Annotated in this window: 11 protein-coding genes; 4 read left to right on the top strand and 7 right to left on the bottom strand. The window is 43.7% G+C overall.

The window, feature by feature from the left end; translation table 11 throughout:
- Positions 1-225 precede the first annotated feature (225 nt).
- The 3 genes from I3255_RS03850 to dusA all read left to right on the top strand — a co-directional run bounded on the left by I3255_RS03850 (position 226) and on the right by dusA (position 4,490).
- Positions 226-1,869: a phospholipase D family protein gene (locus I3255_RS03850; protein WP_238037013.1), complete on the top strand. Its 1,644-nt coding sequence runs from the start codon at positions 226-228 to the stop codon at positions 1,867-1,869.
- 223 nt (positions 1,870-2,092) lie between these two features.
- Positions 2,093-3,397: an MFS transporter gene (locus I3255_RS03845; protein WP_238037010.1), complete on the top strand. Its 1,305-nt coding sequence runs from the start codon at positions 2,093-2,095 to the stop codon at positions 3,395-3,397.
- Between the two features lie 109 nt (positions 3,398-3,506).
- Positions 3,507-4,490 (top strand): tRNA dihydrouridine(20/20a) synthase DusA, encoded by a 984-nt coding sequence (gene dusA / locus I3255_RS03840; RefSeq protein ID WP_238037007.1) that lies wholly within the window; start codon positions 3,507-3,509, stop codon positions 4,488-4,490.
- On the opposite strand, the gene I3255_RS03835 is transcribed toward dusA, so the two are convergent.
- The 4 genes from I3255_RS03835 to I3255_RS03820 form a co-directional block, all read right to left on the bottom strand.
- Complete coding sequence (locus I3255_RS03835; protein ID WP_238037004.1) at positions 4,491-5,285, bottom strand: CPBP family intramembrane glutamic endopeptidase; 795 nt, start codon at positions 5,283-5,285, stop codon at positions 4,491-4,493.
- 69 nt (positions 5,286-5,354) lie between these two features.
- Positions 5,355-6,245, bottom strand: coding sequence for an alpha/beta hydrolase (locus I3255_RS03830; RefSeq protein ID WP_238037001.1), 891 nt, complete (start codon positions 6,243-6,245; stop codon positions 5,355-5,357).
- A 154-nt stretch (positions 6,246-6,399) separates the two neighbouring features.
- Entirely contained in the window at positions 6,400-7,392 is a 993-nt protein-coding gene (gene sppA / locus I3255_RS03825) for a signal peptide peptidase SppA (protein WP_238037232.1), read from the bottom strand.
- A 259-nt stretch (positions 7,393-7,651) separates the two neighbouring features.
- Positions 7,652-10,624 (bottom strand): ComEC/Rec2 family competence protein, encoded by a 2,973-nt coding sequence (locus tag I3255_RS03820; RefSeq protein ID WP_238036998.1) that lies wholly within the window; start codon positions 10,622-10,624, stop codon positions 7,652-7,654.
- Positions 10,625-10,923: 299 nt separating this feature from the next.
- On the opposite strand from I3255_RS03820, the gene I3255_RS03815 reads away from it, so the two are divergent.
- A complete protein-coding gene (locus tag I3255_RS03815; protein WP_238036995.1) occupies positions 10,924-11,499 on the top strand; it encodes a DUF2062 domain-containing protein in 576 nt (191 codons plus the stop codon).
- A gap of 69 nt (positions 11,500-11,568) precedes the next feature.
- On the opposite strand, the gene I3255_RS03810 is transcribed toward I3255_RS03815, so the two are convergent.
- The 3 genes from I3255_RS03810 to I3255_RS03800 form a co-directional block, all read right to left on the bottom strand.
- Positions 11,569-11,874, bottom strand: a complete 306-nt coding sequence (locus I3255_RS03810) for a hypothetical protein (RefSeq protein WP_238036992.1) — start codon at positions 11,872-11,874, stop codon at positions 11,569-11,571.
- A gap of 168 nt (positions 11,875-12,042) precedes the next feature.
- Positions 12,043-12,723: a lipoprotein-releasing ABC transporter ATP-binding protein LolD gene (lolD, locus tag I3255_RS03805; protein WP_058024770.1), complete on the bottom strand. Its 681-nt coding sequence runs from the start codon at positions 12,721-12,723 to the stop codon at positions 12,043-12,045.
- A 44-nt stretch (positions 12,724-12,767) separates the two neighbouring features.
- The gene (locus tag I3255_RS03800) at positions 12,768-14,003 is read right to left on the bottom strand and encodes a lipoprotein-releasing ABC transporter permease subunit (RefSeq protein WP_201598301.1); all 1,236 of its coding nucleotides are present in this window, start codon (positions 14,001-14,003) and stop codon (positions 12,768-12,770) included.
- Between the last annotated feature and the right edge of the window lie 252 nt (positions 14,004-14,255).

Here is a 14,255-nt window from a genome sequence, read left to right as displayed (position 1 = left end):
CAATGATTTCATGCGCTAAATCTAACAAAAATAACGTATTTATAATAGGCAGATATCGCAACAGCTGCTAAGCTTAGCGACGATTTAGATTTTGCCATTGGTGATATTTTTATAGACCGTCCAATCAATGCTATCATCCTTAAAAATAGATGAACGATTTCAGCAAATTACTTATCCATGCATTTTATTTATCAGTATATTTAGGCTCATTAAGGTAAATTCGTTATGTCGATGTTCAGTATAGAACCAAGCAGCTTATCGCTCAGTCTGACACTTGGGCTGACTTTAGGTCTGAGCGCTTGCCAGAGCCTACCCAAACAGCCGCATCTACCTGAGAGCCAAGCGCTATCAGCGCGAGTCAATGCTTTATACCAACAAGAAGACATACCAAAGATTGAACAAGAAACAGCGGCTGGAGTCAGCAACACCGACCTAGTGGCCGCTGTTAGTGCACAAAATGAAATTCACCCTGATTTGTCAGGCTATCATCCGATCGTCACTGGGGCAAATGCGTTTGCCGCCCGTAGTATTTTAACGGGTATGGCCACGCGCAATATCGATGCGCAATATTATATTTGGCACAATGATCAGGCTGGCCAACTGCTACTAAAAGACTTGTGGGAAGCCGCTGAGCGCGGTGTGATCGTGCGTTTGTTGTTGGATGATTTCAATAACAGTGCAAAGTTTGATCAGCACCTATTACGTTTTGCGAGCCACCCTAATATCGCGGTGCGTATCATCAATCCGTTGATGCATCGTAAGTTTTCAACATTGAATTACGTCACTGGTTTACCGCGTATCAATCGCCGTATGCACAATAAAAGCATGACGTTTGATAAACAGATTACCATTATCGGTGGACGTAATATCGGTAATGAGTACCTAAGTAACGATCAAAGCAGCCAGTTTGCGGATTTGGATGTTTTGCTGATTGGTAAAGTCGTCGCAGACATTGATAATAGCTTTGCCAGTTATTGGTCATCGCCGCTGTCGTTTGACATCGAAACTTTAGCCAAATTTGATGACGATGTCACGCCTGATTTCTTAAAGGCATTAGACAAGCTGGGTATAGATGAGGAAAACAACGAAGGCAGTAGCTTGACGGTCTATAAAGCCGCCATCAAAGACTCGACGATAGACACTGATCTGATCAACAAACGCGTGCCTTTTCGTTGGACAGACATGCAATTTTTGAGTGACGATGTTGGCAAGCTGTCCAAAAGCGTCTCATCTGAGACCAACTTGGTGCATCAACTGCGTACGTTACTCGGTAGCCCAACCAAAAAACTGACCATCATCTCGTCTTATTTTGTCCCGACCAAAGATGGGGTCGATACTTTGGTCAAGCTAGCCGAATCTGGCGTTGATATCAAAATATTGACCAACTCATTTGATGCGACCGACGTGACCGCTGTTCATTCTGGTTATAGCCAATGGCGTCCTAGTCTGCTGCGGTCAGGCGTAAAAATATATGAGCTAAAATCAACAGCAGCTGAAGAAAAACGTGATAATAAGCTCTGGCGAGCGCGTAGTCAGTCATCAACCAGCTTACATGCAAAAACGTTTGCGGTAGACGATTACCAAGTGTTTATCGGCTCCTATAATGTTGACCCTCGCTCTGCCAATATCAATACTGAAATGGGTGTCATCATCAATGATGATGAGTTGGCAAGACAGCTGCACGGGGCACTGAGTGATGATCTGTTAAACCAAGCCTATGAAGTTAAGCTGCTAGACAACGGTAGCTTGGAGTGGCATACCATGGAAGACGGTAAAGAAGTTGTCTATGACTCAGAGCCACGCGTTGACATGAGTGACCATGTTTGGCTGACCATCATGTCATGGTTACCCATTGATTGGCTGCTATAACGTGTGAAACCTGTTACTTATCAATGCTTAAACATTCAGGATACACCGTCTAATCACTGTTAGATCAGCATCTTGTCATCGAAGTCTTTAGTATAAATCTCTAAGTTTATTTTTTCGGCAAATCATTATCTCTATGCATTGATTTGCCTGTTTTTATTGTGTGCGGTTGTCTAAACGATGATCGTCTTAATGACCACTTTACTCCGTGGATGCGTGATCTATTATGCCGACTCGTTCTAAATATGACTTGATGTCTGCTAAAGACAAAAACGTCGTGATGTTTATCAGCTTTATCAGCGCTGTAATCTTTTTTGATTTTTTGATTTATTTGTACATTGCAGATATTGTCTCAGCTGCCATCTTCCCTGCTAACACCGATCCTACGGTTGCTAAGCTGCAAGGAATGGGATTGTTTGTTATCGGTTATTTGGCACGGCCAATCGGAGGTATTCTCTTTGGGCGTTACGGCGATATAAACGGTCGAAAACCAGTCCTATTGATTGCGATAGTTGTCACTGCACTCAGTCTGCTGGCAATGGCCTTTTTGCCCACTTATGCACAGTGGGGTGCGCTTGCTCCTGCTTTGTTTATTGTGTTAAGAATAATACAGGGTATGGCATACGGTCTCTATGTTCCTTTATCCTGGGTATTTGTAGCAGAGCATGTCCCTCGGCAGTATCTGTCAGTCGCCTGTAGCTATGTGACTGCCAGCTTTTTAGTAGGGGTGCTGTTTTCTAACGCGTTTTTTATGTGGCTTTCTAGTATTATGACGACGGATCAATTGACCGACTACGGCTGGCGTTTGCCATTTTTGGTTGCCGCTGTATTAAGCTTTTTACCGTTATTGGTGTGGCGACTCGTTGGAGAGACACCCTTTTTTCTGGCGTTGGACAAGCCCCAAATTGGCACTGATGTACGCAAACCGCTCACTATACTATTCAAACACTGCAAGCATTCTATATTTGTCGGTATGGTACTGACATTAATCATCTCTAGTATCACCTCTGTCGTTATTCTGATGTTGCCTGATTTAATAGAAATAAACTTTGCTATAGATACTGACTTGTTTAATTTTTCTCATAGTCTGGGCATTATCTTTATGATTTTTGGTTGTATATTCTACGGCCTTATTTCTAATCATGACAACTTTGGCAAAATTCTAGTGACTGGTTCTATTTTACTTATCGCTCAAATGTTGGCCTTCTTTTACCATTTGCAAGCAGGTGGTGACTATATCTTAATCATGTATGCACTTTTGGGCTTCTGTGCAGGCGTCGTCGGTATAATACCTGGCATCCTCATAGAGTTGTTTCCGACCAACGTTCGTCTCACAGGCGTTGCTATTTGCAATAATGTCACGCAAGTCATGACTGGTGTGCTAATACCTTTTGGACTTGGTTATGCGACGACACTCATCAGTTTCTCGCCAGCGTTATACATTGCATTTATTGGCTTTATCGGTATCATTATGGGGCTATATTTTTACAATCTGCCTGAAATCAAAAAAATTGACCACGTAATCTTGTAATCAACTGATCAATATTCTCATAAAGATTAACAATTAAGGTGCAATGGGTCGTCTCGTCCATTGCACCTTATCCATTTATTTCAGACACAAATATTAAGGCTTAACAATCATGGTTGATATGACCAACAAACGCCTCTCAGTTGCGCCAATGATCGATTGGACAACGACAGACTATCGTTACTTTGCGCGACTATTTAACCCGCACACGTACCTGTATACCGAAATGATTAGCACTGGTGCGTTGATACACGGTAACCGCGCACGGCACCTACGCTTTGACACACTTGAGCATCCACTGGTGTTGCAGCTTGGCGGGGCAGATATCAGTGAGATGACACAATGCGCCGAATTTGCTCAGCAATACGGCTATGATGAAGTCAATATCAATGTTGGTTGTCCTTCTGATCGCGTACAGCATAATAAGATAGGTGCCTGTTTGATGGCAGAGCCTCAGACTGTTGCTGACTTGGTCAAGCACATGCAAGCTGCAGTCGATATTCCTGTGACGGTCAAACACCGTATCGGCATCGATGATTTTGACAGTTACGAGTTTATGGTGGATTTTGTGCAGACAGTTGCAGCAGCCGGCTGTACGCGTTTTATCGTTCATGCACGTACCGCATGGCTACAAGGGCTGAGTCCCAAGCAAAACCGCGAGATACCACCGCTACGCTACGAGGATGTTTATCGTCTAAAACAAGACTTTCCTGAACTCGACATTGAGATCAATGGTGGTATCGATACCATTGAAGACATCAAAATGCACCTGCAACATATCGATGGCGTGATGATTGGTCGGGCGTTTTATCATAACCCGTATTTACTAGCAGAAGCGAATAGCTTATGGAACGAGGCAGCACCCGAAGCGATACCTAAGCGCTCAGAGATCCTAGAGCAGCTCTACCCTTATCTACAAGCACAAATCGCCAAAGGCGAAGCGCTACCCACGATGACACGACATTATCTAGGATTATTTCAAGGGTTGATGGGGGCACGCAAATGGCGGCAAGCATTGAGCGGTAAACCTCAGCTAACGCTCGATGACATTAAACGAGCAGCCGATGAAGTGTTATCGTTAAATCCTGACGCATAGCTAAATGCTGATATAATGCGCAAGATACTGCCACATCGCTGCGCCATTATTAACGATATGCAGTACGATTGGCAGTAATAGCGACCCTGACTTGATACGTGCATAACAAAATATGAATGCCAACACCACAATAGTACTGATTTCATAAATGCCATACTGCACATGGATAATGGCGAATATCAAACTGGTCACGATACTCGCCACTATTGCACCTCGCTGCGCTGGATACAACGGCGCCTTGAACTGCTCTGCGATGGCTGACCATAATATGCCACGAAAGACCACTTCTTCGTAAATAGGTGCAACCACGACCATTGCAAATACCAGCAGCCATACTGAACTAACAGACTGGTACAACGGATCTACAAATACCAGCGGCGTCATATCCAGCATATAGGTCAGCGCCTGACTGACTATCATAAATATCAACAGCAATCCTAGCATGCCCATACCTACGGCAAATGAAAACGGCTTTAATGCTAAATACTGCCGCCATTCACCGCCTCTTATACGAATAATGAGAACACTGGTTGTCATCAGCAGCACGCAGCCTATAAGTATTGATAAGCTCACGACTGTTCCATCGTTACTGCCAAAGAAGAAGATATCGCCCATCGAAGCATTTTTGGTCGCAGGTAATACCAGCTTGCCAGCGATATAGACGCCTACCAATTGACTGATAAAAAACGCAAACACCATCCCTACCGTCAGCATAAATGCACCAACGCGTGAAAATAATGGCGGACGCTCAGGCGATGTTGCGATGTCCGGTAAAGCTGTCACGTTTTTTGGCATATATATGTCACTTAAAAAATACACGGTCAGCTTGTGTTAGACACAAGTCTGCATAACGATACGTTGCTTTTATTTTGATAGCTGCTGCTTAATCAGTTCGAGTACCTGCTGCGCTACAGACTCTGGGTACTCAAGTGGGAACATATGGCCACCCTCATGAGTCTCATAAGGGATACCTAAGCGCGACTTTATCTGTTGGGGAAACCGACGTTTTAAAAAAATACTGTCTTGACCGATAATCAAGGTAACAGGCACTTTGGGGCCGCGATTCGGTGCCAACCAATACCAAGAAGGATTGGTACGGAATACTTCCACTTCATTAGCTTTAGGAATGGCCAATGTGACCTTACCATCCGCGCGCTCATGCAAACCATGATCGATATAGCCTTGGAAGCTGCGCTCATTAAAGTTTTTGAAAAATCCTTTATGCCGCATTTTTTCATACGCTTCTGCTCGGCTATCCCACACATCACGGCGATGCTTAGAGATACCCGCTGGCGACAATTTATCCATCAAACGCTTATTCGTGAGAGGCAATTTATCTACTGTCTTTGCCAAATGCCACAACAAGCTAACTTTGCCATAAATCCAAGGCGGATCCATGAGCACTGCTTGAGCAAACAGCTTTGGCTCACGGTACGCTGCCTGTAAGGTACACATGGCGCCAAGTGAATGACCCACGCCGACCACCTGAGTGACGCCGTGCTTCTCGCAGGCAGTTTTTACACTATCGATCACCTGCTGTGTCAGACTGTGCCAATGATTATCCACTGGATAATCGGGCGTATCACCCAACATGGCAATATATTCAATCGTAAAAAATGCTGACAATCCTGCAAAAAATGGCTCATAGACAGCACTTGGCATCCCATTGGCATGGGCAAAATGAAGCACAGGCTTTTTTGTTATCTTGGAGACAGGTAGCGCAGCAAAGGTCTGCAAATTGATTTCATCACTCATAACAGGCTCTCGTGGGATGGTTTATATATTATTTTTAATAATGCAACTGTATTTCATATTAAGATAATTTTTAGCACTATATACAATTAAGGCTGAACATAATTATATGCTCAGCCTCAACAATCATACACAGTATATCTAAAACATTAAACGCTTAACGCATTTTTGCATTGCCTTCTTCTTGGGGTAAAAACCCATCAAGACTCATGCTAGAACCAATGCCTGCACCCAATTGTACCGCAAAACGATCCATAAACATTTGGAACGGATCGGTTGGGCTATAGCTGATGATCGTATCAAGATCCAATTGTTTGCTAAGGCTTGTGATACTGCCTGTTTTGTCTGCCAAACCTAGCTCGATAGACTGCTCACCGGTCCAAAACAATCCTGAAAACAGTTTGTTTTGCTCAGGGTTTTTCAGGCGATCACCGCGGCCTTCTTTAACAGCATTGATGAAGTGCTTGTGCGTATTGGCAAGCACACCTTCAACATGTTTTTCTTCATAGTCAGTCAATGGACGCGACAAGCTCAAGATGTCTTTGTACTCACCCGCCGTGATAGTACGATCTTCTACGCCGACTTTGTCCATTAGACCTTTGACATTGTAGCTTGGCATAATGACACCAATAGAACCAACCAAGCTCGATGGGTTGACGTAGATCTCATCTGCGGCAGAGGCGATATAATAAGCACCCGAAGCACCAATATCACCGATAACGGCATAAAGTTTTTTGTCTGGATATTCCTTACGCAGCTCCATCATGGTCTGCCAAATTTCATCAGACTGTACCGGTGAGCCACCAGGTGAGTTAATGTCTAACGCCACCGCTTTAGAGTTACTGTTGGCAAAAGCGTCTCTCAATGCCTCATTGACATCGTAAGCGTTGGCCACGTCATCGTTACTGATCACACCTTGCAGCTCAACCACTGCCAAATGCGGCGAGCTAGTATCAACAGCATCCATACCTGTTGGCGAACCACTACATCCGCGACCTATGGTCAAAAATATCAATAAGATATAACCAAAGGTCAACAATTTAAAGAAAATACTCCAGCGACGAGCACGGCGCTGCTCAACCACACTAGCTAATAAGGTGTTTTCCAGTACTTTCCACTCTTGTCCACTCGGCGCGTTTGGTTGCTGCATGGGCGTTGGCTGATTTGCCGAATTATCAGGACGTTTGTTTGGGTCTGGTGGCCAGTTGGGCATATAACTTCCTAAGTCAGAAACAATCTAAAACAATAAAAAGATGATATTAGTAGATACGGCTAAAAATAAATATCTCTTCGCCGTGTCAATCATCAGTATTAATAGGCTGCTAAGTATGGTGGTATTTCGATAATGGTTCAATAGTATAACTGTGAAATATCACCATATTGTAACACTGCGAGTATAAGCGATATTTTTAAGGACTCGTCACTTCTGCGTCAACACTGTTGTTTATTATATTCAACGATAAAGACGCTTCTAAAGGTTTGTCATCGTAGGTGATAATATGATTGATGCTTTGACGACTTATGACGTCAGTCGTCATCTGTGATGCACTATGACCCAGCCATGTGATATTTTTAAACCTCATAATGTCGTTATTCGAATCAGCTGAACATAATAATGACCACATCTGCCAAACGCGTGGATGGGTGTCAGTATCTAAAACAAGCCGTGATTGAGACAAGTTTTTGTGATCCGTATCTAACTGGTTATCTGCTATTTTCGTTTGAGAGTTTACAGATAATGACTTTAGCGGATCGGCTGCGTTGTATCTTAGAACTTGTATAGGTACGCTGCTGTCAATCGCAATTGTACAGTCCCACACGCTGGCATCACCTATCTTGCTCCAGCCTGTCATTGCTTGGATGGATAAATCATCACTAGCCACCTGCCATGTTTTGCCTTGCTCGCAACCTTGGGCACTGATATTCGTCTTACCTTTAGATTGGGCTACTGTGTTATGCGCTTGCTGAAATGCAGGCCAACGCTCGGAGCGCCCAGCTTGCCAATATTGACTGACAGGCAGCTGCTGATTTAACTGCGCAACTGCCAGCGGTAATAACTCAGAATTTTTGGCGCTAACGACCATATTTTGCTCACTAGCACTCAACGTCTCAGTCAGTACGGTGCTACTGCTCTGCACTATGATGCCTTCTAACTTATCGACTGACAAACTGCCTAATTGCTGCTCTAAAGACGCAGATAGTTTATCCGCTGTAAGACTACTTGGCATGGTTCGTGTTGCGGTTGGTCTATGGTCAGCCAAAAACAGCCAGCTAGTACTGTCTTTCGAAAATGGCGACCAATCCTTATTTTTACTAATGCTTTGATCATTTAAAGGGAATTGTAGCAAGGCTGCACTGATATATGGATCACCCGTTGGCAAAATATATAACGTCGGCATTGTTATAATTGACTGCTGATTGGCATACACCGTCATCATTAACAGCGTCAGTGGAGGCAGTACTAACCAGCGACTGAGCAGACCTCTTGGTAAAAGCCAAGGTATTATACTTAACAACACCATGAGCAATATCGCCATATTCACTGGTGTATAAAGCCATGCGTCTGTTAATGCTGGTAATGATATCAGCCAACCAATCAACTCATGTAGATTGCCGACGATGGCACTGACCAAAGACCAAATGCTGTCGGCTATCGTGGGTGATAACAGGTAAAAAAGCCCTGCTAACAGATTGAGCGGTACAATCACCCACCCAAACAGCCCAATGGCAAACAAATTGACAAAAAGCCCCCATAGCGACGCCTTACCGAATAAGAGCAGCGTAATAGGCAATAAAGTAAAAAATAACCAGAATTGCAGCTTGAATATACGCCGAGCCATTTGCAATACACGATGGAATAATACATTACTTATATAAGCACGCCCATTATTATCATTATCATTGTATGGTAGCGGCGCAGCGGCTGTATTGCGCTGATATGATGTGTCTTCATACTTGAGTAGTAGCGCTACTGCGATGAAAGATAGCCAATACCCTGCCTGCCACAACACATACGGATCTTGCCATGCCATCAAGACAGCTAATGCTAATAACACGCGCATGGTACTGATAGGCAGCAATGTCAATCTTACCAAGCCGATAGCCAGTAGCATCCAGGCCGTACGTGCAGCGGGCACATCAAAACCTGTAAATAGTGCATAGATAAAAGCAGCACCAATCATTACCCACCAGCGCACTTGCCAGCGTGGCATATAGCGATAAACCACTGGGCACAATCGATTGAAGAGCAGCATAACGGCGCCGCCCAATACAATGGCTAAAAACAGTACATGTGTCCCTGATATTGCAAGCAAATGCGAGATACCCGCCAGTTGATACAAGTCCTTGGTGTCGCGATCAATCAAGCTACGATCACCCGTGAGCAAGCTCAAAGTAACCGCTTTTGCCTGCTGCTCTGCTGTGGTTTGTGCTGGCCAATCTCTATAAAAATGATCCCTTAACTGCCAACGTCCTATATCAATACGAGTACGGAGTCGCTGGAAATAAGAGTCAAACATCGATGCTTGTTGTAAAGCTTCATCGTTACTGCTCTTGCTGACAGTCAACGGACTCACCGCCAGTATATTTGCCACACCATCAATATGTCGACCGCGCAACCAGCGATAACTATCGAAACCAGACATGTTGCTTATTGCTTGCTTGGAGGCAGACAATGGTGCCAGTGCCAAGCTCATAAATAGCTCATCGCCTGGCTGCAAATCATTTAAATTTGAGAACGAATCATCATTTGATGTGTTTTTTGGATAAGCATTGAGCAATACTCGGTATTCGATATTATTATCGAGATTTTTTTCAAAATTGTTACTATATATTTTACTTAGGCTATTTTTCTCTTGCTCTGAATAATCACTTGTACTATTTGCCAGATCTTGGGGAGTCAACTCAGCGACTAATGGCATTAACTGTGTGACCACTGCTACTTGTCGATAGCCGCTATCTGTACTGGCATCATATACGCTGTCACTTATCCCTTCGATACGAACGAGCGCTTGTACACGTATAGAGTTAGTGATTTTGGTCGTTTCGGCTTGCCGATGTGCAACTAGCGCTTGTAGTGCACTACCCATGACCAACGCAATGGCTAATAGACCAAATAAGAAGTATCTGCTAAAAAGTGACAACTCAACATCATTAGGTGAGCTGACAGAGCGCGTTTTATGGGTGCTTTGAGTATTTACTGAAGGGATGTTAAGTTGAGTAGCACTAAGCAGCATAATAGCAAATACGACAAGCAACCAAAGCAAACCGGAGGCGCTGACCATATCCAATAAGGGCATGTCGATTGGCATCGCTACATTATCTGCAACTGCCAACACACCCATCATCGCAATAATTACTAGGCTACTAACTAACCAATACACCAGCACTCCTTGCTTGATGAGCAAAATATTATAATGCAACTAACGCCAGTTATTGATGATAATAAAGCACCAGAGCAGCCATTTTTATCGACATTTTAGAAGCGACTGAAGCATCATATCTGTGAGGCAATAGCATTTATATTTATATTACCCTATACTGATGAGGCATATTAAAATGATGGCTTTCTACCATCACCACTCTATGTATTCTCATCGGTATTTTTTTATCCATAATATTACTTTATACCAGCCCATCAATACAATTGAGCGGACTGTCGTTAACGATTAAAGGCGATACTGTGCCCCACAAACGTCTAAAAGACCTGCTTCCTACACCGGAAAAAATCCTAGAAAGTCGCACCCTAAAACTGTTCGCCCCGCATTTGGCAGATCCTCGGTTATGGCACTTCAACCGCCATAGCTTAAATAAAGCGGTCTATATTGGCGTGCTTAGCGCATTTTTTCCACTGCCAGGACAGATGTTGCTGGCTTTGATTGGTTCGCTTATTTTTCGAGCCAATGTACCTATGGCTCTTGGTCTCACGTGGATTACCAATCCAGTCACCAGCTTGCCTATCTTTTATGCTGGGTATTATATCGGTGCAAAAATCATTGATGCACCAGTGATCAGTTTGCGCTTCATCGGCAGAATGATTGCTGATTTTAGCTTATGGGCATTATCAGATGGCGCCAATCCTTTTATTACTTATAAGGGCACTGTATCGCTTACAGCATTTTGTATAGGGTTAACGATTTTAGCGGTTATAACCAGCATCGTTTGTGGACTTGCCTTTAAAGCGATTTGGCGTTACAAGACGGTGGTGAGTTGGCAAAAGCGTCAGCAAAATCCTGATGATAAATCGCCTAAATATTAATACCGTTTAACATCATTAAACGGTATTAATATTAAACGGTATCAACGTCAACGTTTTAAGCAATAGCTATTACTCTTCTTTGGTTCTTTCTATGGCATCTATAAGCTTGTCCGTAAAATCTTTATCCATAGAGACGATCTCAATAACCTCGTCGTTTTTACAGAGCGTATAACGCTTACCTGTCGCGCTGTCTTGAACCTTTAAATCATAGTCAACTCCAGCCAAAGTGATCGCATCAAACACGGGGGTGATAAGATCCTTTTGTTCTTGTCTATCGATGGTGTCAAACAAGGTTGGATCGATATAGGGCTTCAAGGGCTCATCACCTTCTTCAGCACTGCCAAAAGCGGCGATTGGATTGTCATCTGCGTTCATTGTACGGAGTCCTATAAAATAGATATAGCAGCTAGTTAATCAAGCTTTTATATCTTTTGCTATGAAATATTTACTTGATAATACAACAATATATTTCGTCAGAACAACCCTTATAAGTGCCAATTCATGACACCTATATTTATCTGAAAATCTCAACACATATAGACGTTAATACTGTTCCCAATGACCATTACGTAGCAATAATTGACGATCAGCAAGCGCCGCCAAGTTGCGGTCATGCGTCACCATCAAAAGTGCTGTTTGCATGGTACTTTGTAGCTCTGATAGCAATCCAAAGACACTTTGCGCATTGTCATAATCCAAGTTACCAGTCGGCTCATCCGCCAAGATAAGCGAAGGCTTGGTAACTAACGCACGCGCAATCGCCACACGCTGACGTTCACCACCTGATAGCTCACCTGGTCTGTGCATCAATCGATGATCCAGACCGACGTTTTCGAGAATCTCAATCGCTTGCTTGCGAGCGTCAGTCGTTGATACTTCTGGACGCATCAGTAAAGGCATCGCAACGTTCTCGACTGCGGTAAACTCTGCTAGCAAATGGTGAAACTGATAAATAAAACCCAAATGCTTATTGCGCATCGCGCCGCGTTCGGTCTCATTCATGCTGTTTAGTAACTGACCATGTAACCAGACTTCACCACTTGTGGGCGTGTCTAGACCGCCAAGCAAATGTAGCAAGGTACTTTTTCCTGAACCACTGGTCCCAACAATAGCAATGCGCTCACCAGCATGAACCGTCAGATCAAGGCCAGTCAATACTTGCGTACTAACGGCTCCCTCATCATATATTTTATTGATATTGGTCGCCTTTAAAATGGCAGACATAGCGCTTCCTTTATTTTATTTATGTCGATATTTATGCGATTGGATTACTCATAACGTAGTGTCTGGGCAGGCTGAATTTTAGCCGCTCGGCGTGCTGGATAAATGGTTGCCAAAAAGCTCAATATAAATGAGGCACCTGTTATGAGTACCACGTCGAGCAAACGCAGCTCTGACGGCAAATAATTCACAAAATAAGCATCAAACAGATTCAAATTAAAGACTTGATTGATAAAGCCTAAAATATCACTGACGGTGAGTGCGAATATCACACCCAGTATCGTACCAGCAACGGTACCGATCACACCGATGACCACGCCTTGCACCATAAAGACTTGGGTAATCAAACGAGGAGACGCACCAAAGGTTTTTAGAATGGCAATATCTGCTTTTTTGTCAGTGACGAGCATCACGAGACTTGAGACAATATTGAAAGCGGCAACTAAGATGATCAAAAATAGTAGCAAACCAACCATGGCTTTTTCCATTTGAATCGCACCAAACAGATTGCCATGAGTTTGAGTCCAATCATTAGGATATAACTGTTCAGGTGCGATGGCTGCCGCTTTTTGCGACGCGATCGGCGCAGTAAAGATATCATTGAGCTTCATACGCACGCCTTGCGCCCCTTCTGGCAGACGCAGCAGTTTTGCTGCATCACCCATCGGGATGAACGCCATCAGACTGTCTACCTCTGGGCTGATGGTAAAAATACCTGTCAAGGTAAAGCGCTTAAATCGTGGTATCACACCGGCTGGCGATGGCGATGCTTCTGGTAGCACTAGCGTCACTTTGTCCCCTATCTGCAAGCCCAGAGACTGAACCATCTCCTCACCCAATACAATGCTAAAGTCACCACTTTGCAAGGTATCAATACTGCCCTCGACCATATGATCATTAATGATAGAGACGTTTTTTTCGTATTCAGGCTCAACGCCAGTCACCATAATCCCTGCGACCTGACCGTTTGATGTCAGCATCCCTTGCAATTGAATAAAGGGTGCGACAGCTGATACTTCTGGATCTTCTTTAATCTTATCAGCCAGCTGCTCCCAATCACCAATAATCTCCGTGGAGACCACGGTGGCTTGCGGCACCATGCCCAAAATACGGGTTTTTAGCTCTCGATCAAAACCATTCATGACCGATAGCACCGTAATCAATACGGCAACCCCAAGCGTCAGACCAATCATTGAGATGAGTGATATAAAGGAAATAAAGCCATTACTGCGCTCTGCTCGGGTGTATCGTAAGCCGATAAATAACGCTAAAGGACGAAACATATTCAAACTCTTTATCTTATCTACGTGCGACTTTATATAGGCTACAAAACGAGCAGTGGCAAATGCATCATAAACTGACATTTGCCATACTCACATATAAATCGAACACAAAAACAGGGGTTCAGACGAGCCGAGGACAGCCGTCAAAAGGGAGCTAGTTTGACACAATTTAGCCAATATATGCCAGTCATTAGCCGATACTGAGAGTATTTTTTACCAAAAAACTGGGTTTTGTTATTATTTTTTATAGAG

The organism is Psychrobacter sp. Ps6, assembly GCF_022129235.1.
GTDB lineage: Bacteria > Pseudomonadota > Gammaproteobacteria > Pseudomonadales > Moraxellaceae > Psychrobacter.
This window is presented reverse-complemented; position numbering and strand designations above follow the sequence as displayed.

Excerpts from the sequence above, each read along its gene's own strand:
- I3255_RS03845 (WP_238037010.1), top strand. The coding sequence starts at position 2,093 with ATGCCGACTCGTTCTAAATATGACTTGATGTCTGCTAAAGACAAAAAC.
- I3255_RS03800 (WP_201598301.1), bottom strand. The coding sequence starts at position 14,003 with ATGTTTCGTCCTTTAGCGTTATTTATCGGCTTACGATACACCCGAGCA.
- lolD (WP_058024770.1), bottom strand. The coding sequence starts at position 12,723 with ATGTCTGCCATTTTAAAGGCGACCAATATCAATAAAATATATGATGAG.
- I3255_RS03835 (WP_238037004.1), bottom strand. The coding sequence starts at position 5,285 with ATGCCAAAAAACGTGACAGCTTTACCGGACATCGCAACATCGCCTGAG.
- dusA (WP_238037007.1), top strand. The coding sequence starts at position 3,507 with ATGGTTGATATGACCAACAAACGCCTCTCAGTTGCGCCAATGATCGAT.
- I3255_RS03810 (WP_238036992.1), bottom strand. The coding sequence starts at position 11,874 with ATGAACGCAGATGACAATCCAATCGCCGCTTTTGGCAGTGCTGAAGAA.
- I3255_RS03850 (WP_238037013.1), top strand. The coding sequence starts at position 226 with ATGTCGATGTTCAGTATAGAACCAAGCAGCTTATCGCTCAGTCTGACA.
- I3255_RS03830 (WP_238037001.1), bottom strand. The coding sequence starts at position 6,245 with ATGAGTGATGAAATCAATTTGCAGACCTTTGCTGCGCTACCTGTCTCC.
- sppA (WP_238037232.1), bottom strand. The coding sequence starts at position 7,392 with ATGCAGCAACCAAACGCGCCGAGTGGACAAGAGTGGAAAGTACTGGAA.